The organism is Streptomyces sp. NPDC029139 (assembly GCF_055564335.1).
Genome location: NZ_JBVHWN010000014.1, coordinates 147,442 through 165,007 on the forward strand (window position 1 = coordinate 147,442; position 17,566 = coordinate 165,007).

General features: G+C 72.0%; 15 protein-coding genes. 4 read left to right on the top strand and 11 right to left on the bottom strand.

What is annotated here, in order from left to right:
- Positions 1-233: 233 nt before the first annotated feature.
- Together ACZ4VW_RS26880 and ACZ4VW_RS26885 are read left to right on the top strand one after the other, a co-directional pair.
- The gene (locus tag ACZ4VW_RS26880) at positions 234-1,409 is read left to right on the top strand and encodes a trypsin-like serine peptidase (protein ID WP_467966709.1); all 1,176 of its coding nucleotides are present in this window, start codon (positions 234-236) and stop codon (positions 1,407-1,409) included.
- 155 nt (positions 1,410-1,564) lie between these two features.
- Positions 1,565-2,728 (top strand): trypsin-like serine peptidase, encoded by a 1,164-nt coding sequence (locus ACZ4VW_RS26885; protein ID WP_467966711.1) that lies wholly within the window; start codon positions 1,565-1,567, stop codon positions 2,726-2,728.
- 140 nt (positions 2,729-2,868) lie between these two features.
- Here ACZ4VW_RS26885 and hflX read toward each other — a convergent pair whose 3' ends face one another.
- The 6 genes from hflX to miaA form a co-directional block, all read right to left on the bottom strand.
- A complete protein-coding gene (gene hflX / locus ACZ4VW_RS26890) occupies positions 2,869-4,362 on the bottom strand; it encodes a GTPase HflX (RefSeq protein WP_467966713.1) in 1,494 nt (497 codons plus the stop codon).
- 118 nt (positions 4,363-4,480) lie between these two features.
- Positions 4,481-5,974: a M1 family metallopeptidase gene (locus ACZ4VW_RS26895; protein WP_467966714.1), complete on the bottom strand. Its 1,494-nt coding sequence runs from the start codon at positions 5,972-5,974 to the stop codon at positions 4,481-4,483.
- Between the two features lie 82 nt (positions 5,975-6,056).
- Positions 6,057-8,186 (bottom strand): RelA/SpoT family protein, encoded by a 2,130-nt coding sequence (locus ACZ4VW_RS26900; RefSeq protein ID WP_467966717.1) that lies wholly within the window; start codon positions 8,184-8,186, stop codon positions 6,057-6,059.
- A 139-nt stretch (positions 8,187-8,325) separates the two neighbouring features.
- Complete coding sequence (dapF, locus tag ACZ4VW_RS26905; RefSeq protein WP_467966719.1) at positions 8,326-9,222, bottom strand: diaminopimelate epimerase; 897 nt, start codon at positions 9,220-9,222, stop codon at positions 8,326-8,328.
- Between the two features lie 270 nt (positions 9,223-9,492).
- On the bottom strand, positions 9,493-9,957 hold the full coding sequence (locus tag ACZ4VW_RS26910) for a hypothetical protein (RefSeq protein ID WP_467966818.1): 465 nt from the start codon (positions 9,955-9,957) through the stop codon (positions 9,493-9,495).
- A 107-nt stretch (positions 9,958-10,064) separates the two neighbouring features.
- Positions 10,065-11,003, bottom strand: coding sequence for a tRNA (adenosine(37)-N6)-dimethylallyltransferase MiaA (gene miaA, locus ACZ4VW_RS26915; RefSeq protein WP_467966721.1), 939 nt, complete (start codon positions 11,001-11,003; stop codon positions 10,065-10,067).
- A 182-nt stretch (positions 11,004-11,185) separates the two neighbouring features.
- Between miaA and ACZ4VW_RS26920 the strand changes: the two genes are divergently transcribed.
- Positions 11,186-11,479, top strand: coding sequence for a hypothetical protein (locus ACZ4VW_RS26920; RefSeq protein ID WP_467966723.1), 294 nt, complete (start codon positions 11,186-11,188; stop codon positions 11,477-11,479).
- Positions 11,480-11,530: 51 nt separating this feature from the next.
- Positions 11,531-11,788: an antitoxin gene (locus tag ACZ4VW_RS26925; RefSeq protein WP_467966725.1), complete on the top strand. Its 258-nt coding sequence runs from the start codon at positions 11,531-11,533 to the stop codon at positions 11,786-11,788.
- 112 nt (positions 11,789-11,900) lie between these two features.
- Here the strand turns inward: ACZ4VW_RS26925 and ACZ4VW_RS26930 are convergent, their stop codons facing one another.
- The 5 genes from ACZ4VW_RS26930 to ACZ4VW_RS26950 form a co-directional block, all read right to left on the bottom strand.
- Positions 11,901-12,608: a class III extradiol dioxygenase subunit B-like domain-containing protein gene (locus tag ACZ4VW_RS26930; RefSeq protein ID WP_467966727.1), complete on the bottom strand. Its 708-nt coding sequence runs from the start codon at positions 12,606-12,608 to the stop codon at positions 11,901-11,903.
- Positions 12,609-12,732: 124 nt separating this feature from the next.
- Positions 12,733-14,253: a tRNA (N6-isopentenyl adenosine(37)-C2)-methylthiotransferase MiaB gene (gene miaB / locus ACZ4VW_RS26935; RefSeq protein WP_467966729.1), complete on the bottom strand. Its 1,521-nt coding sequence runs from the start codon at positions 14,251-14,253 to the stop codon at positions 12,733-12,735.
- 108 nt (positions 14,254-14,361) lie between these two features.
- Complete coding sequence (locus ACZ4VW_RS26940; protein WP_467966731.1) at positions 14,362-15,048, bottom strand: HisA/HisF-related TIM barrel protein; 687 nt, start codon at positions 15,046-15,048, stop codon at positions 14,362-14,364.
- Positions 15,049-15,243: 195 nt separating this feature from the next.
- On the bottom strand, positions 15,244-16,242 hold the full coding sequence (gene pdxA, locus ACZ4VW_RS26945; RefSeq protein WP_467966733.1) for a 4-hydroxythreonine-4-phosphate dehydrogenase PdxA: 999 nt from the start codon (positions 16,240-16,242) through the stop codon (positions 15,244-15,246).
- Complete coding sequence (locus tag ACZ4VW_RS26950; protein ID WP_467966735.1) at positions 16,239-17,513, bottom strand: four-carbon acid sugar kinase family protein; 1,275 nt, start codon at positions 17,511-17,513, stop codon at positions 16,239-16,241. The genes pdxA and ACZ4VW_RS26950 overlap by 4 nt, the downstream gene beginning before the upstream one ends.
- Positions 17,514-17,566 lie beyond the last annotated feature (53 nt).

The window sequence follows — 17,566 nt, forward strand, 5'->3', positions numbered from 1 at the left end:
GGTCCCCCGTACGTACCAACGACAAGGGCTGCCAAGGATCACGGCGAAAACGCAAGATCCTTGGAGCGGCCGGGATCACAGCCCGGCAACGGCCGTACGCAGGGCGGAACCGCGGACCTGCCGCGCACCGTCCCCTCCGGCACCGGCATAGTGGGGGCGCACATCGGCGCCGGTCATGGCGCCATCACAGTTCACTCATGCACAAGTTGACGTAGTCCCAGGGGGATCACGAGATGCGATCGATTCGTCCGCTGCTGGCCGCGGCAGCCGCCGTCGCGGCCTTGACGCTGACGGCGACGGCCTGCGGCCCGACCGAGGAGAACGCGGGGGACAAGCCCAGCGCTCCCGCGAGCCCCACCACCGCCGACAAGATCACGATTCCGGACGATCTCAAGGACCGGCTCAAGGAGCACGGGATCGACCTGGACAAGTGGAGGAACGGCGAATGGAAGAACTGGGACCGCGACAAGTGGCTGCGTGAGGCGAAGGACTACGTCAACCCGATCATCGAGGACCTCTGGGACCCGGACCGGATGCGCGATGCGCAGCGCCCGGACAAGCCGGTCGAGGAGGAGGACATCTCGGGCGACGAGGGCGTCACCGACCCGACTCCCGCGCGGGTCAGGGCGAAGAGCGTCCCGACGCCGTACCACGCCAACGCCCCCGAGGCGGGCAAGGTGTTCTTCGACGGCCCCGAGGGTTCGATGGTCTGCTCGGCCACGGTCGTGAAGGACCCGGCGAACCCGGGGAAGTCCAACATGGTCTGGACCGCGGGTCACTGCGTGCACGCCGGCAAGAAGGGCGGCTGGTACCGCAACATCGCGTTCGTCCCCTCGTACAACGACCATGCGCTGCCGACCGCGCAGCTGGAGAACGCCACGCGTGAGCAGGTCGCTCCGTACGGCGTGTGGTGGGGCGACTGGGCCCAGACGTCCGAGCAGTGGATCTCCCAGGGCGCGGCGACCGGTGGTCAGGGCGCCGCGTACGACTACGCGGTGATCCATGTGACGCCGGAGAAGGGAAGCACCGGCAAGTCGCTGGAGGAGACGGTCGGTTCCGCGCTTCCCGTGGAGTTCAACGCTCCCGCGGTACCGAAGATCGCGAGCATGACGGCGACCGGCTACCCGGCGGGCCCGCCGTTCGACGGGCAGAAGATGTACCAGTGCACGGACAAGCCGGGCCGTCTGTCGCTGAAGGTCGAGCAGCCCACGATGTACCGCATCGGCTGCACCATGACCGGTGGTTCGTCCGGCGGCGGCTGGGTGGCCGCGGGCCGGGACGGCAAGCCGGCCCTGGTGTCCAACACCTCCATCGGGCCGGTGACGGCCGGATGGCTCGCCGGTCCGCGCCTGGGCGCGGAGGCGAAGGGCATCTACGACGCGGTCAGCAAGAAGTTCGCCGGCCGCTAGCCGACTCGTTCGACGGGGCGGGACCCTGCGGGTCCCGCCCCGTCCTACGGGCATACTGTGCACCGCTAGTGACGCGTCCATGGCAAGCAGGCCGTGACCTCAGGTCCACGGCCGGGCCAGGGCGCGGGAATCATCATCAGGGGGATCCCGAGCTCATGCGCACCACACGACTCATACCGGCCTTCGCCGCGCTGGCTTCGGCGCTCGCGCTGACCGCCACCGCCTGCGGCCCGACCGAGACACCGGCGGCCGACAAGCCCGCGGCCGGGGCGAGTGCCTCCGCCTCCGCCACGGGAGAGGGCCAGGCCGCTCTTCCCAAGGACCTCGCCGACAAGCTGAAGAAGCACGGCGTCGACCCCGACAAGTGGAAGAACGGCGAGTGGAAGAACTGGAACACCGACACCTGGCTGCGTGAGGCCGAGGACTTCGTCAACCCGGTCATCGAGGGTCTCTGGGACTCCGAGCGCATGCAGACGGCGAAGAGCCCGGACCAGACGATCGCCACGACGGCCGGCGGTGGCAGCGACCCCTTGCCGCGGCCCGTCCAGGCCCAGCGGGAGAAGACGCCGTACCACCGCAACGCGGCGCCGGTCGGCAAGATCTTCTTCGATTCGCCCAAGGGGCACATGGTCTGCTCCGGCACGATCGTGAAGGACCCGCGCCGGCCCGGGAAGTCCAACATGGTGTGGACCGCGGGCCACTGCGTCCACGCCGGTCAGCGGGGCGGCTGGTACCGCAACATCACCTTCGTCCCGGCCTACAACGACCTCGGCAAGTCCCCGTCCGCGCTGCGCAACGCCCAGCCGCACGAAGAGGCGCCCTACGGTCAGTACTGGGCCGACTGGGCCGTGACCTCCGGTGAGTGGATCAACCGCGGCGGGACGAACGCCGCCTGGCCCTACGACTACGCCGTGCTGCACGTCCAGCCGCAGCGGGGCAAGAAGTCCCTGGAGGAGACCGTCGGTGCCGCGCTGGCGGTCGACTTCTCGGCACCGACGCCCGCGCAGGCCGGGACGATCGGCGCCTGGGGCTACCCGTCGGCGCCGCCGTACAACGGCGTGATCATGCACAAGTGCCTCGACCGGGCGAGCCGTATGGTCACGGCACCCGCCACGCCGACCATGTACCGCATCGGCTGCACGATGACGGCGGGTTCCTCCGGCGGCGGCTGGTTCCGGGTGCTGCCGAACGGAAAGACCGCCCTGGTCTCGAACACCTCGATCGGCCCGGCCGGCAGCAACGGCTGGCTGGCGGGACCGCTCCTGGGCCGGGGTGCGCAGAGCGCGCACGAGATGGTCAGCAAGAAGTTCGCTCGCTGATCCGTCGCTGCCGACCCGGGCCACGCCGCGCGGGTGGAGGACCGAAGCGCGACACGATGTCACGGTTGCTGACGCATGGGAAAGGCCCCGCCCCCTCGACGGAGGGGGCGGGGCCTTTCCGCATGAGCGGGAAGAACCGGTCAGTGAGCGGCCGGAACGTACGGCATCAGGAACGCCGCCAGCTCCTCGTGCACGCGCGCCTTGACCAGCGTGCCCTCCGGCGTGTGCTCCTCGGAGAGGAGTTCGCCCTCGGCGTGCACGCGGGACACCAGACCGCCCTCGGTGTACGGCACGAGCGCCTCGATCTCGACCTGCGGCCGCGGCAGCTCGGCGTCGATGAGCGCGAGCAGCTCCTCGATGCCCTCGCCCGTACGGGCGGAGACCGCGATCGCGTGCCGCTCGGCCCGCATCAGCCGCTGCAGGACCATCGGGTCGGCCGCGTCCGCCTTGTTGACGACCACGACCTCCGGCACGTTCACCGCGCCGACGTCCCGGAAGACCTCACGCACGGCGGCGAGCTGCTCCTCCGGCGCCGGGTGCGAGCCGTCCACCACGTGCAGGATGAGATCGGAGTCGCCGACCTCCTCCATGGTGGAGCGGAACGCCTCGACCAGGTGGTGCGGCAGGTGCCGTACGAACCCGACGGTGTCGGCCAGGGTGTACACCCGGCCGCTGGGCGTCTCGGCCCGGCGCACGGTCGGGTCGAGGGTGGCGAACAGCGCGTTCTCCACCAGCACACCCGCGCCGGTCAGACGGTTGAGCAGCGAGGACTTGCCGGCGTTGGTGTAGCCGGCGATGGCGACCGACGGCACCTTGTGGCGGCGCCGCTCCTGCCGCTTGATGTCCCGGCCGGTCTTCATCTCCGCGATCTCCCGGCGCATCTTCGCCATCTTCTCGCGGATCCGACGCCGGTCGGTCTCGATCTTGGTCTCACCGGGACCACGGGTGGCCATGCCGCCACCGCCGCCGCCACCCATCTGACGGGAGAGCGACTGACCCCAGCCTCGCAGTCGCGGCAGCATGTACTGCATCTGCGCGAGCGCGACCTGCGCCTTGCCCTCTCGGGACTTGGCGTGCTGAGCGAAGATGTCCAGGATGAGGGCGGTCCGGTCGACCACCTTCACCTTGACGACGTCTTCGAGGGCGATGAGCTGGCCGGGGCTGAGCTCTCCGTCGCAGACCACCGTGTCCGCGCCGGTCTCGAGCACGATGTCCCGCAGCTCACGGGCCTTGCCGGAGCCGATGAAGGTGGCCGGGTCCGGCTTGTCACGGCGCTGGATCACGCCGTCGAGCACGAGGGCGCCCGCCGTCTCGGCGAGGGCCGCGAGCTCCGCCAGGGAGTTCTCCGCGTCCTGAACGGTCCCCGAGGTCCATACGCCGACCAGCACGACGCGCTCCAGGCGCAGCTGCCGGTACTCGACCTCGGTGACGTCCTCGAGCTCGGTGGAGAGTCCCGCGACGCGCCGAAGGGCCGCGCGCTCGGAGCGGTCGAACTGATCGCCGTCCCGCTCTCCGTCGATCTCGTGGCTCCAGGCGACGTCCTCTTCCATCAGGGCATCGGCCCGAAGGCTCTCGGTGCGGCTCGTCTCCGCGAAGCTCTGCTCGTCCTGGGAAGGGGATGAAGAGGAGGTCATTTGATCCTTACGTCGATAGGAAAGTCGTTACGTCGATCACAACGTGTGACGGCACGGAAAGATTCCCGGTCGGCCGCGTCGTCGACCTGACGATGGTGACACGCTCCGCCCTGGGCCGTCACCCGGGTTTCGCCGCGCTGCGGGCTTCACCGGCCGGACGGGAGCGCCAGTCCGGGTGGCCGGGCATCGGTGGTGTCTTCTCCGCGTACAGCCAGCCCGCGAAGAACGACGTGAGATCACGGCCCGCCACCTGGGAGGCGAGCGCCGTGAAGTCGGCGGTGGTGGCGGTGGAGTGGGCGTGATCACCGACCCAGCGGCGCTGAAGCAGCTGGAAGGCATCCTTGCCGATCTCCTGGCGCAGTGCGTAGAGGACCAGGGCGCTGCCGTCGTACACGACGGGCCGGAAGAGGCTGATCTTCTTGCCGGGCGAGGGCGGCTCGGGTGCGGCCGGGGGCCCGCCAGCCGCCCGCCAGCCGTCCGAGGCACCGTAGGCGGCCTTCATGCGCTGCTCCAGCGACTGCTGGGCGGTCTCCTCCGCGTACAGCGCCTCGTACCAGCTCGCGTGGCCCTCGTTGAGCCACAGGTCCGACCAGGTGCGGGGGGAGACGCTGTTCCCGAACCAGTGGTGGGCGAGCTCATGGACCATGATCGAGTCGACGTACCACTCCGGGAACCCGGGCTCGGTGAAGAGCCTTCTCTCGAAGAGAGAGAGGGTCTGCGTCTCCAGCTCGAAGCCGGTCTCGGCGTCGGCCACCAGCAGCCCGTACGTCTCGAAGGGGTAGCGGCCGACCTGGCGCTCCATCCACTCCAGGTGGCCGGGGGTGCGCTTCAGCCAGGGCTCCAGGAGGTCACGGTCGGCGGTGCGCACCACGTCCCGCACGGGCAGCCCGTGCGGTCCGGTGCGGTGGACGACGGTGGTGCGGCCGATGGAGACCTGGGCGAGCTCGGTGGCCATGGGGTGGGTGGTGCGGTAGGTCCAGGTGGTGGTGGACCCGTCCGTGGTCCGGCCCGTCGGCAGACCGTTGGCGACGGCCATCAGGGAGCTGGGAACGGTGATCCGGAAGGTGAAGAGCGCCTTGTCGGCGGGGTGGTCGTTGGAGGGGAAGACCCGGTGGGCGGCGTCGGCCTGGTTGGCCATGGCGAGACCGTCGCCCGTGCGGACCCAGCCGCCGGCGTCGGCGGGGCCTCGGGGGTCGCTGGTGTGGGTGACGGCGATGGTGAGCGGGTCGCCGTCCTCGGTCGGCCCGGCCGGTGTGACCACGAGGTCCTCGCCGCTGGTCACGAAGTCGGCCGCTTCGCCGTCGACGGTGACGGAGGCGACCTTGCCGTGCGTGAAGTCGAGGTTGATCCGCTCCAGGTCGGCGGTGGCGACTGCCTCGATGCGGGTCACCGCCGCGAGCGGCTCGGTGTTCTTTCCCCCGTACGTGAGGTCGATGTCGTACGAGAGGACGTCGTACCCCGGGTTGCCGAGGTGGGGGAAGAGCGGGTCTCCGATGCCGAGCGGCGCGGGCGCGGGCAGGGAGGCGGCGACGAGGCCGGCCGAGGCGGCGACCAGGACCGCGGAACGCAGCCACCGCGCGCGTGGGGCGGGATGTCGGGGTGTGAGCGGCATGGGCTACGGCTACCAGGGTCGGCGCCCCTCCCCCGGGCGGCGCGCTCGCCTGCCACCCGAAGGGGTCACCGGCGCCCTGACGTCACTCGTCGTGCGAGGCGGGGTGCCGGGCTCGGCTGACGTCGTACACCCCGGGCACGTCCCGCATGGCGCGCATCAGGGCGGGCAGCCCGGCCGCGTCCGGGAGTTGCAGGGTGTACGTGTGCCGCACCCGCTGCTCGCTGGGCGGCTCGACGGTCGCCGAGACGACCGCGACCCCGGCGGCGGCGATGACCTCGGTCAGGTCCGCGAGGAGGCGGGGGCGGCCGAAGGATTCGGCGACGAGTGTGACGCGGCACTCGGCGGTGTCGCCCCAGTGGACGGTGACGGGGATGCGCCCGTGCCGTCTCATCGTGTCGACGGCGGCGCATCCGGTGCGGTGGACGGTGACCGATCCGCCGCGGACCTGGAAGCCGGTGATCTCGTCGGGGGGTACGGGGGTGCAGCAGCCGGCCGGTCGTACGGCGGCGGGCGTGGCGTCCGGCAGGTCGGCCTGGAGCTTGGCGCCCGACCGCCGGTCGGCGGTGAAGGAGGCCTGTGGCCGCGGGTCGGCAGCGGGCGCTTTCGCGGCTTCCGGGTGCGTCTGGAGCCATGCGGTGATCGCGATGCGCGCGGCGGGGGTGCGGGCGTGCTCGAGCCACGCGGGGGACGGCCCCGAGGTGGTGTCCTGGGAGAGCAGCAGCTGCACGGTGTCACCGTCGTTCAGCACGGTACTGAGCGTCGCCAGACGGCCGTTGACGCGTGCTCCGAGGCAGCCGTGGGCGGCATCCCCGTGCTGGGCGTAGGCGGCGTCGACGCAGCTGGCTCCGGCGGGCAGGCCGAGGGTGCCGCCGTCGGCGCGGAAGACCGTGATCTCCTGGTCCTCCGCGAGATCCGCGCGCAGCGAGGTCCAGAAGGTGTCGGGGTCGGGGGTGGCCTCCTGCCAGTCGAGGAGCCGGGAGAGCCAGCCGGGGCGGGTGGGGTCGGCGCGTTCCCCGTCGTCGGCCGGTTCGGTGCCGTCGCCGCCCGTCGGAGGGGTGTACGGGTTGCCCAGCGCGACGACGCCGGCCTCGGCGACCTTGTGCATCTGGTGCGTACGGATGAGGACTTCGGCGACGGCCCCGTCCGGGGCGGCGACGGCGGTGTGCAGCGACTGGTACAGGTTGAACTTGGGTGCGGCGATGAAGTCCTTGAACTCGGAGATCACCGGGGTGAAGCACGTGTGGAGTTCGCCGAGGACGGCGTAACAGTCGGCGTCCTCGCCCACGAGGACGAGCAGCCGCCCGAAGTCGCTGCCCCGTAGGTCGCCGCGCTTGAGGCGGACACGGTGGACGGAGACGAAGTGCCGCGGCCGTACGAGGACTTCGGCGGCGATGCCCGCCTCGCGCAGCACCGTTGTGACGCTATCGGCGATGACGGCGAGCGCGTCGCCGGCGCCGGTGTTCTCGGCGATGAGCGCGCGGGTGTCCTCGTACTCCTCGGGGTGGAGGATCGCGAAGACCAGGTCCTCCAGCTCGGTCTTGAGCGCCTGGACGCCGAGCCGTTCGGCGAGCGGGATGAGGACGTCGCGTGTGACCTTGGCGATCCGGACCTGCTTCTCGGGGCGCATCACGCCGAGCGTGCGCATGTTGTGGAGCCGGTCGGCGAGTTTGATCGACATGACCCGGACGTCGTTGCCGGTGGCGACGAGCATCTTGCGGAAGGTCTCGGGTTCGGCGGCGGCGCCGTAGTCGACCTTCTCCAGCTTGGTCACGCCGTCGACGAGGTAGGCGACCTCGTCGCCGAACTGCTCCCGTACCTGTTCGAGCGTCACCTCCGTGTCCTCGACGGTGTCGTGGAGGAGGGAGGCGGTCAAGGTCGTGGTCTCGGCCCCGAGTTCGGCGAGGATCAGGGTGACCGCGAGCGGATGGGTGATGTACGGCTCGCCGCTCTTGCGGAACTGTCCGCGGTGCGAGAACTCGGCGAGGACGTACGCCCGCCGCAGCACGGCGAGGTCGGCGTCGGGATGGTGGGCGCGGTGCGCCTCGGCGACATGCCCGATGGCGTCGGGCAGCCGGCCCCGGGAGGCGGGACCGAGGAGAGCGGCACGGCCCAGCCGGCGGAGGTCGATCCTCGGCCGGGCGCGCCTGCGGCTGGGAGCGTCGGGGCCGTTGGCCTCCGCTGCGCTCACAGGATTGGTGGCCTCTGCACTCATGGGCACCTCCGGCGGCGTCGACCGGCGGTGGGCGGGCAAGGCGTGCACGCCGGGCCGGTGCTTGATGCTACCGACCCCACCACGGAGCGCAGTCCTGCTCTCGCCCAGCGTGAACCGGATCACCCGATCGAGCGAAGGATCAGTCGTTGACTGTTTCGATTTCTCCGTCGGCGAGCCAGGACGGGTCGATCGTGCCCTCGGCGACGATCACCGCCGGACCGGTCAGCTCGATCTCGCCGTCGGGGTGCTCGGTGATGATCAGCGTGCCGCCGAGGACGTCGACGGTGTACGTGACGGGGGTGCCGCTCAGGGCGGGGTCGGCGCCGTCCCGGCGCGCGGTGGCCACGGCGACCGCGCACGCGCCCGTGCCGCAGGAGCGGGTCTCCGCCGCGCCGCGCTCGTGGACACGCATGGCGACGTGGCGGGGGCCTCGGTCGGCGACGAACTCGATGTTGACGCCGTCCGGGTACACCTCGGCGGGGCTGTACGGCGGCTCGGTGAAGAGGTTCCCTGCGTGGTCGAGGCTCTCGACGAAGGCGACGGCGTGCGGGTTGCCCATGTTCACGTTGCGGGCGGGCCAGCTGCGGCCTTCCACGGTGACGGTGACGCCGTCCTCAGGGAGGAGGGCGCGGCCCATGGAGACCGTGACGGAGCCGTCCTTGTCGAGGTGGACCCGCTTGACCCCGCCGCGGGTGGCGACGGCGACCTCGCCGGCGGTGACGTGTCCGGCGTGCTGGAGGTAGCGGGCGAAGACGCGGACTCCGTTGCCGCACATCTCGGCGACCGAGCCGTCCGCGTTGCGGTAGTCCATGAACCACTCAGCCTCGCCGGCCATGTCCCGGGCGTCGGGATGGGCGGCGCTGCGGACGACGTGCAGCAGACCGTCGCCGCCGATTCCGGCCCGCCGGTCGCACAGGCGCGCGACGGCCGCGGGGGGAAGGTCGACGGCGTTGTCGGCGTCGGGGACGATCACGAAGTCGTTCTCGGTCCCGTGGCCCTTGAGGAATGCGAGCGGCGAGGTCTGCGTGGTGGTCACGGGATCAACTGTACGGGGCGGGTCCGACAGGGCCCTCGACGGTCCACGGAGCGAGCGGCGGCGCGGGGAAGGTCCGGGCCGGGGCTCCGGAGCGGGGAGCCGGGGCGGGCTCCGGCGCGGGGAGCCGTGGGGCGTCCCGGAGCGGGGAGACGGGGTGGGTCCCGGAGCGGGGAGCCGGGGCGGGGAGACGGGGTGGCTCCCGGTCGGGGAAGGCCCGGGCTGGAGCGGGCGCCCGGAACGCCGTCGGTGCCGGGTCCCGGGTTGTCCCGGTCAGCGGAGGCGGGCCACGCGCCAGACGGCCAGGACGACGAGGAGCGCGCTGAAGAACGTGTACAGGGCGATCACGCGCCAGTTCGGCCGCTCGCCGGAGCCGCGGGCCGGGAGGCCCGGCCAGGTGTGGCCCACCTTGCGGGCGGCCATCATGCCCCAGCCGGCCGCGCAGGAGCTGATCAGCAGGCCCAGCATGGCGACGACGGCACCGCCCTCGCCGGAGCCGAAGGCGAGGGGGAAGGCGAACATCAGCGAGCCGACGGCGGCGAGGCCGACGATGGGCGCGAGCTGCCAGATCCGCAGGCGACGCTGCGGCCGCAGCTCGACCTCGACCTCGTCGGTGTCGACCTCGACGGACGTGCCCTCGGCGTCGTCGGGACCGTCCGGGCTCAATCCGGGCGTGTCACCTGCGGCTTCACCGCGGATCGCGTCGTGCTGTTCTCTGTCGCGAGGGCCGGCCTCCATCGCCACGCGCCCTCCCACTCGGACTCCACTGCGTCGATCGATGCTCGATGATGGCACGCCAAGGACCGCTGGAATGACGGGCATGGCGTCCCGATGCCATCACGTGATCAGGCTGTAACCGCTCGTTCGATCAACGCCAGCGCCTCACCAGGGAGTTCCCCGCGGTGTTCCGCGGCGCCACTGAGCCAGTGGACCCGCGGGTCGCGCCGGAACCAGGAGTCCTGGCGGCGCGCGAAGCGTTTGGTGGCGCGCACGGTCTCGGCGCGCGCCTCTTCCTCGGTGCACTCTCCCGCGAGCGCCGCCAGCACCTGCTGATAGCCGAGCGCGCGGGCGGCGGTGCGTCCCTCTCGCAGGCCCTGTGCCTCCAGCGTGCGGACCTCCGCCACCAGCCCGGCGTCCCACATCCGGTCCACGCGCGCGGTGATCCGCTCGTCCAGCTCCGGGCGCTCGACGTCGACGCCGATCTGCACGGTGTCGTAGACGGAGTCCGGGCCGGGCAGGTTGGCCGTGAAGGGCTTGCCGGTGATCTCGATGACCTCGAGGGCCCGGACGATGCGGCGGCCGTTGCTGGGCAGGATCGCGCGCGCGGCCTCGGGGTCGGCCGCGGCGAGGCGGACGTGCAGTGCGCCGGGGCCCCGCTCCTCGAGCTCGGCCTCCAGGCGCGCCCGTACGGCCGGGTCGGTGCCCGGGAACTCGAGGGCGTCGATGGCGCCGCGCACGTACAGGCCGGAGCCGCCGACGAGGACGGGGGTCCGGCCGTCGGCGAGCAGCCGGTCGATCTCGGCGCGGGCGAGGCGCTGGTACTCGGCGACGCTGGCGGCCTCCGTCACGTCCCAGATGTCGAGGAGGTGGTGGGGGACGCCACCGCGTTCCTCGAGCGTCAGCTTGGCGGTACCGATATCCATCCCTCGGTAGAGCTGCATCGAGTCGGCGTTGACGACCTCGCCGCCGAGCTGCTGGGCCAGAAATACTCCCAGATCGGACTTTCCGGCCGCTGTGGGACCGACGACGGCGATGACCCGCGGGGCGGGAGCTGCACTTCTCACCGCCCCAGTCTCGCAAACCTCCCGGCGGGTCCCCGAACGAGCGACGTGACGGCCCGCAACCGGGTTCGTTGCCAGTTGCGAGGTTCCGACCGCCGGTTTCCGTACCGGCTGCGCCGGGTGGCGCAATGGGGCGCCCCGGGCGCCGCGGGACCTCTCCCACACGAGTACGCTATGGAGTGGTAATGGGCGTTTTTGCATTGTTTCGCCGCAAGGGTAAGGAAGCTGCCGAGGCGTCGACGGAGGAGGCCCAGGCCGTCGCTCTGACGGAGGAGTCGGAGGAGGCCGAGGCCACTTCCCGCGAGGCCGGGGACTCCGAGCCCGAGGCCACGGAAGGCGCCACCGGGGCCGAGGTGACCGGGGTGGCGGAAGAGGGCGACGACGGAGCCGAGGCCGCGGTCGAGGCGGTCGAGATCCCGAAGCAGCAGTCCGCCGAGGCGGCCGCGGACAACGAGGCCGGCGAAGGCGCCCGGAAGTAGCTCCTGGCGACAGGGCTCGGCACAACGGACGTACCGGAGGGATGGTGACCCATGGGTCTCCTGGATTCACTGAAGGCCAAGCTCGCCCCTGCCAAGGACAAGGTCTCCGGTCTCGCGCAGCAGCACGAGCAGAAGATCGACCACGGCCTGGAGAAGGCCGCGAGGCTGGTCGACGAGAAGACCAAGGGCAAGTACAGCGCCAAGATCGAGTCGGGCACCGGCAAGGCCAAGGGCGCCCTTGACCGGATCGCCCACAAGGACGGCGGCCCGAAGGGCGAGAGCCCGACACCGCCGCCGCCGGCCGGCTGACGCCCGGCGTCACCGACAGCCCCTCCGCCCGGCGGACGGCCGCAGAGCGCGCTGCTCCGCGGCCGTCCGCCGTTCGCGCTGCGGGGCCTGCGGCAGCGCCAAGGAAGCCGGTCTACGCCCAGGCGGCCACGAAGTAGCCGACGCCGTACGGCGCGTCCTCGTAGAGCAGCCTGCCGTCCAGGCCCGCTCCTTCGGCGGCGCCCGCGAGGATCTGCCAGGGGGCCCGCCCGGCCGCCTTCAGCTCGTGCGCGAGGTTCGGGTCCAGCGCGACGAGGGCGTCCAGGTCGGCCTCGCCCAGGGCACGGGCGGCCTCCGCGTCGAAGGCGGCGGCGCGCTCGTCCAGGTAGCCCGGGGCCTTGAGCGTCCGGCACGCGCTGCCGTCACCCATCACCAAGAGCGCGACACGGTCGGCCGTGGCGGCCAGCTCCCGTCCGGTGGAGACGCACCTCGCGGTGTCCAGCGACGCGTCGACGCCCAGCCCCTCGACCGGCGCCGCGGCCCAGGCCGTGCGCTCCAGAAGCCAGGCGGCGACGGCGAGGGAGGCGGGCAGCGGCCGCTCCCCGGCCGGCCCGTCACCGAGCCGTACGGAGACGTCGACGCCGAAACCCGCGAAGCCGCCGGCCGAACCGGCGGGGAATGCTCCGCCCCCGCTCTCGTCCGCCGGGCCGACGACGTGGAGCCGGTCGGGCCGGGAGGCGGCGAGCAGTGCGAGGGCGTCGGAACAGGCCGTGCGGGCTCCGTCGAGCTCACCGGCGGCCCCGGCCGCCACCTCGGGCAGGAGCAGGGGAGGACAGGGGCACACAGCTGCGGCGACAAGCATGATCCGCAGCCTACTGCGAGACCCTCCCGCCTCGGTCACCGAGCGCGAACGGGCACCCGGCGTGGCCTGGTGGACCGCCCTCGCACGGGCCAGGCCGTAGCCTCGCCGGTCTCGGTCGCCGGTGTCAGTGGCTTCCGCAGGCCGGCGCCGAGGCCGTGGGCAGCGGCTCCGGAACGCCGATCTTCGGCAGTCCGAGCAGGACGCCGGCCGGCTGGGTGACGGCCGCGGTGGTGCGCTTCTCCCAGGCGTCGCCGGCGCGGGTACGGCGTACCGATGCCGTCGGGCCCTCGGCGAGCAGGTGGTGCGGGGCGGCGTAGGTGATCTCGACGGTCACCACGTCGCCGGGGCGGACGTCCTCGTCCGGCTTGGTGAAGTGGACGAGCCGGTTGTCGGGGGCGCGACCGGAGAGGCGGTGCGTGCTGCCGTCCTTGCGGCCCTCGCCCTCGGCGACCATGACCTCGAGCGTCCTGCCGACCTGCTTCTTGTTCTCCACCCAGGAGATCTCCTCCTGGAGGGCGACGAGACGCTCGTACCTCGCCTGCACGACCTCCTTGGGGATCTGCCCGTCCATCTCGGCGGCGGGGGTCCCGGGCCGCTTGGAGTACTGGAAGGTGAAGGCGTTGGCGAAGCGGGCCTCACGGACGGTGTGCATCGTCTGCTCGAAGTCCTCCTCGGTCTCGCCGGGGAAGCCCACGATGATGTCGGTGGAGATGGCGGCGTGCGGGATGGCCGCGCGCACCTTCTCGATGATGCCGAGGAAACGCTCCTGGCGGTACGAGCGGCGCATCGCCCTCAGGACGGTGTCCGAGCCGGACTGCAGCGGCATGTGGAGCTGCGGCATCACGTTGGGCGTCTCGGCCATCGCCGCGATGACGTCGTCGGTGAAGTCGCGGGGGTGCGGCGAGGTGAAGCGGACCCGCTCCAGGCCCTCGATCTCGCCGCAGGCGCGCAGCAGCTTCGAGAAGGCCTCGCGGTCGCCCAGGTCGGAGCCGTACGCGTTGACGTTCTGGCCGAGCAGGGTGATCTCCGAGACGCCCTCGGCGACCAGCGCCTCGATCTCGGCGAGGATGTCGCCGGGACGGCGGTCCTCCTCCTTGCCGCGCAGCGCCGGGACGATACAGAAGGTGCAGGTGTTGTTGCAGCCGACGGAGATCGAGACCCAGGCGGCGTAGGCGGACTCGCGGCGGGTCGGCAGGGTGGAGGGGAATGCCTCCAGCGACTCGGCGATCTCGATCTGCGCCTCTTCCTGGATGCGGGCGCGCTCCAGGAGGACCGGCAGCTTGCCGATGTTGTGCGTGCCGAAGACGACGTCGACCCAGGGGGCTTTCTTGACGATGGTCTCGCGGTCCTTCTGGGCGAGGCAGCCGCCGACGGCGATCTGCATGCCCGGACGCGTGGTCTTCCTGGGGGCGAGCCGGCCGAGGTTGCCGTAGAGCTTGTTGTCGGCGTTCTCGCGGACCGCGCAGGTGTTGAAGACGACGACGTCGGCGTCACCGTCGGAGCCCTCGGGGGCCCGGACGTACCCGGCGTCCTCCAGCAGACCGGAGAGCCGCTCGGAGTCGTGGACGTTCATCTGACACCCGTAGGTGCGCACTTCGTAGGTTCGCTGAACGTCCACTGTCTGGCTCCGGTCGCTGCTGGTCATGGAACAAGGGTATGCGGTGCCAGGCATTGCCCCGCCCCGAGCCGCCGCCGGGTGGCCGGGAGGCCACCAGGAGGGCGTCGCGTCGCGCCCGGTGCCCGCCGCCTGCCCTCAGCCCGCGGCCGTGGCGGTGGCCGCGACGACTGCCGCGAGCTGGGCGCCGAGTGTTCCCGCGTCGGGGCGGAGTGAGCCGTTGAAGGCGGCGGAACCGATGGTGAAGGCGTCGGCTCCGGCGTCCGCGAGGGCCTGTATCTGACCGGCCGTGGTGATGCTGCCAGCGACCACCAGCCGGCCCGTGGTGGCGGCCCGGGCGGCGCGGACCAGGGCCGGCGGATCGGCGTCCGTGGCGCGGTGGGCGAGCAGGTCCACGCCCGCGCAGCCGGCCGCCTCGGCCCGTCGGCAGTCCTCGGCGATGCGGGCCGGATCGCCGGCCAGGCGTGTGGGACGGCCGAGCGGCTCGCCCACGAAGGGGAGGTACTCGATGCCGGTACCGGCGAGGAGCGCCAGTGTCTCGTCGATCCAGGTGCCGCCCATCAGCCGGTCGACGCCGAGGTCGATCGCGGACCGCACCGAGGCGAGGGCCTGCTCGCGGGTGGTGCTGACGACCTCGAGGTAGCTGGTGGCGCCCATGTCCTTGATCTCCTGGTGGAGGCGGGCGAGCGTGGTGGGACCGACGCCGACGTCCTTGAAGCCGATGTGACCGATGGGGGCGGTGCCGAAGTCCCGGACGGCGTCGAGGACGTCGAGGCAGTCGGTGACCGTCCGGTCGTCACGGGTGAGCATGAAGATGAAGTCCACGGTGGGATTCCTCGGGGTCGGTGCGAGACGGATGGGGACGAACCTGTGCGAGGGTGCCGCCGGTCACCTGCCGGTCGGCGTGGAACGACCGGCTTTGTCGGTCGGCGTGGAACGGCGACCGGCTTTGTCGGTCGGCGTGGAACGGCCGGCTCTGTCGGCGTTCACTGGTCGGGATCGCCATCGGGGCGGCGACGGTCACTCCCCCGCGAGGTCGTCGGCGTGGTGCAGAGCCGTGAGCAGGCTGGTGTGGTCGGCGGTGCCCTGGCCGGCGAGGTCGAAGGCCGTGCCGTGGTCGACGCTGGTCCGTACGAAGGGCAGGCCGATGGTGATGTTGACGCCGTGCTCCAGGCCCAGGTACTTGACGGGTATGAGCCCCTGATCGTGGTACTGGGCGACGACGGCGTCGAACTCGCCGGCGCGGGCGCGCATGAAGACGGTGTCGGCGGGCCAGGGGCCGCTGGCGTCGATGCCTTCGCGCTGGGCGGCTCGGACGGCCGGTTCGATGATGTCGAGGTCCTCGCGGCCGAAGAGCCCGTTCTCCCCCGCGTGGGGGTTGAGGGCAGCGACGGCTATACGGGGACGGAGTCCCGTTCGACCGCCGGTCCGGAGCGTACGGTGCGTCAGCCGGATGATCTCCAGCTCGCGGGCAGTGGTGAGCGAGTCGAGTGCCGAGCGCAGTGATTGGTGGACGGTGACCAGGACGATCCGTAGCTCGTCGTTCGCCATCATCATGGCGTAGTCGCTCGTGCCCGAGAGCTCGGCGAGGATCTCCGTGTGCCCCGGGTAGGGCAGACCCGCCAGTCTCAGGGCCTCCTTGTTGATCGGCGCGGTGGTGAGGGCCCGGATCTCGCCACCGAGGGCGAGCTCGGTGCCACGGCGTACGTAACGGAAGGAAGCCGCTCCGGCGCGGGCGTCCACCACCCCCGGCGCGAGGTCCGCGGGCAGCGTGCCCTCGGTCAGGACCTCCATGACGCCGGCGCTGTGGGTGGCCTCGGCGACGGAGTCGACCGGCCGGACGGTCAGCGCGGCGCCCGTGATGCGGCAGGCCCTGGAGAGAACGTCCGGGTCACCGATGACGACGACCGGAGGGCGGCGGCGGGGGTCGGCGTACGCCTTGACGGTGATCTCGGGCCCGATGCCGTTCGGGTCGCCCATGGTGACGGCGACGGGGGGTGCAGCGGTGTGAGGGTTCATGCGGCAGGCCCGCCCTCCATCAGGAGACGGCACAGCCGGTCGAGGGTCCCCTCGTCACCGAAGCCGCCCGCTTTGATCAGAACGGGGATGGGGGAGGGTCCGGGCAGGACGCCGCGAGCGACCCCGGGCTCGGGTTCGTCGACCAGGTCGATGCCTTCGGAGCGGAGAGCTTCGAGGACCGCCACGGCGGTCTCTCCTCCGGTGAGGACGAGTCCGTCGACCGGCCCTCCCGTCACCAGATCGCGTACCACTCGGGCCAGGTCGGCCGTGAGCGAGCCAGGTGCCGCCGCGCGGCGCTCGTCGGGGGTGTGGACGGCGAGCACGGGAGCGGGAGACCTGCGCAGGGCGTCGACGGCCGTGGAAACGTCGTCCACGGCAGCGGCTGCTGTCACGTCCACCCTCGCCCGTAGGCGGTCCAGCTGGCGCCGTGTGGCGGGGTTCGCACTTCCGACGACCACCAACGGGCGCCGGGCGACGGGGGGTTCGGGGACTGCGCCCGCCGGGGTACGGGGGTGGTGCCGGGCCAGCGCCGTGGCGAGGCCCGGGGAGCCGACCCAGAGCACCTCGCCCGCTCGTGGCACTGAGGCGACGAGGCGGTCGAGGTCGGCGTCCGTGGTCGCCGCACAGACGAACGTACCTCCCCGCTCGATCAGTTCGGGCAGCTTCCCGAACTGGTCCGGTTCCAGAAGGTCGGCTTCCGGCAGCAGCCGTGCGAGGTCCGAGCAGCTCACGGGGTGGGCGGGGTCGTGGGCGAACTCCGTCTCGTGCACGGGCACGCCGTGCACGTACTGGACCCCCTGGACCGTGGTCCGGCCCTCGGCCGGGAACGCGGGCGCGACGACGACGGCCCGTCGGCCCGAGGCGGCGTGGGCGGCGCGGACCTCGGCCGCCACATGCCCCCGGAGCGTCGAGTCGACCGTCTTGATCAGCAGCTCGGCCGCCGCGAACGCACCGGCGGCCCGCGCGGCCGCGAGAACGGCCGCGGGCTCGTCCAGCAGTCGGCTGCCGAGGTCGACGGCGACGACCCCGTCGAACGCCGGCGCGGGCGCCGAGATGTCGAACGCTGACCCGGCGCCGGGTTCCAGGAGGACCCTCGCCCGGTGGCCGGCTCTGCGAAAGGGCGCCGCGCCGTCGCCGGCGCTGGTGAGGTCGTCCGCGAGAACCGCGATGCCCGCGATGCCCGCGATGCCCGCGACAGGAACGCGAACGGGCTCGGGGACGGCATCGGGGCCGGGGTCGGGGACGGGATCGGCCTGGGGTCCCACCATCATGCTGCGCCCTCCTCGGATCTGTGACCGGTGACGAGATCAACACTGGCGTTCGG

What these genes read in the sequence shown, in the direction of transcription:
- ACZ4VW_RS26885 (WP_467966711.1), top strand. Translation starts at nt 1,565, where the DNA reads ATGCGCACCACACGACTCATACCGGCCTTCGCCGCGCTGGCTTCGGCG.
- ACZ4VW_RS26895 (WP_467966714.1), bottom strand. Translation starts at nt 5,974, where the DNA reads ATGCCGCTCACACCCCGACATCCCGCCCCACGCGCGCGGTGGCTGCGT.
- ACZ4VW_RS26930 (WP_467966727.1), bottom strand. Translation starts at nt 12,608, where the DNA reads ATGCTTGTCGCCGCAGCTGTGTGCCCCTGTCCTCCCCTGCTCCTGCCC.
- pdxA (WP_467966733.1), bottom strand. Translation starts at nt 16,242, where the DNA reads ATGAACCCTCACACCGCTGCACCCCCCGTCGCCGTCACCATGGGCGAC.
- ACZ4VW_RS26900 (WP_467966717.1), bottom strand. Translation starts at nt 8,186, where the DNA reads ATGAGTGCAGAGGCCACCAATCCTGTGAGCGCAGCGGAGGCCAACGGC.
- ACZ4VW_RS26920 (WP_467966723.1), top strand. Translation starts at nt 11,186, where the DNA reads ATGGGCGTTTTTGCATTGTTTCGCCGCAAGGGTAAGGAAGCTGCCGAG.
- ACZ4VW_RS26880 (WP_467966709.1), top strand. Translation starts at nt 234, where the DNA reads ATGCGATCGATTCGTCCGCTGCTGGCCGCGGCAGCCGCCGTCGCGGCC.
- ACZ4VW_RS26950 (WP_467966735.1), bottom strand. Translation starts at nt 17,513, where the DNA reads ATGATGGTGGGACCCCAGGCCGATCCCGTCCCCGACCCCGGCCCCGAT.
- ACZ4VW_RS26925 (WP_467966725.1), top strand. Translation starts at nt 11,531, where the DNA reads ATGGGTCTCCTGGATTCACTGAAGGCCAAGCTCGCCCCTGCCAAGGAC.
- ACZ4VW_RS26910 (WP_467966818.1), bottom strand. Translation starts at nt 9,957, where the DNA reads ATGGAGGCCGGCCCTCGCGACAGAGAACAGCACGACGCGATCCGCGGT.
- miaB (WP_467966729.1), bottom strand. Translation starts at nt 14,253, where the DNA reads ATGACCAGCAGCGACCGGAGCCAGACAGTGGACGTTCAGCGAACCTAC.
- hflX (WP_467966713.1), bottom strand. Translation starts at nt 4,362, where the DNA reads ATGACCTCCTCTTCATCCCCTTCCCAGGACGAGCAGAGCTTCGCGGAG.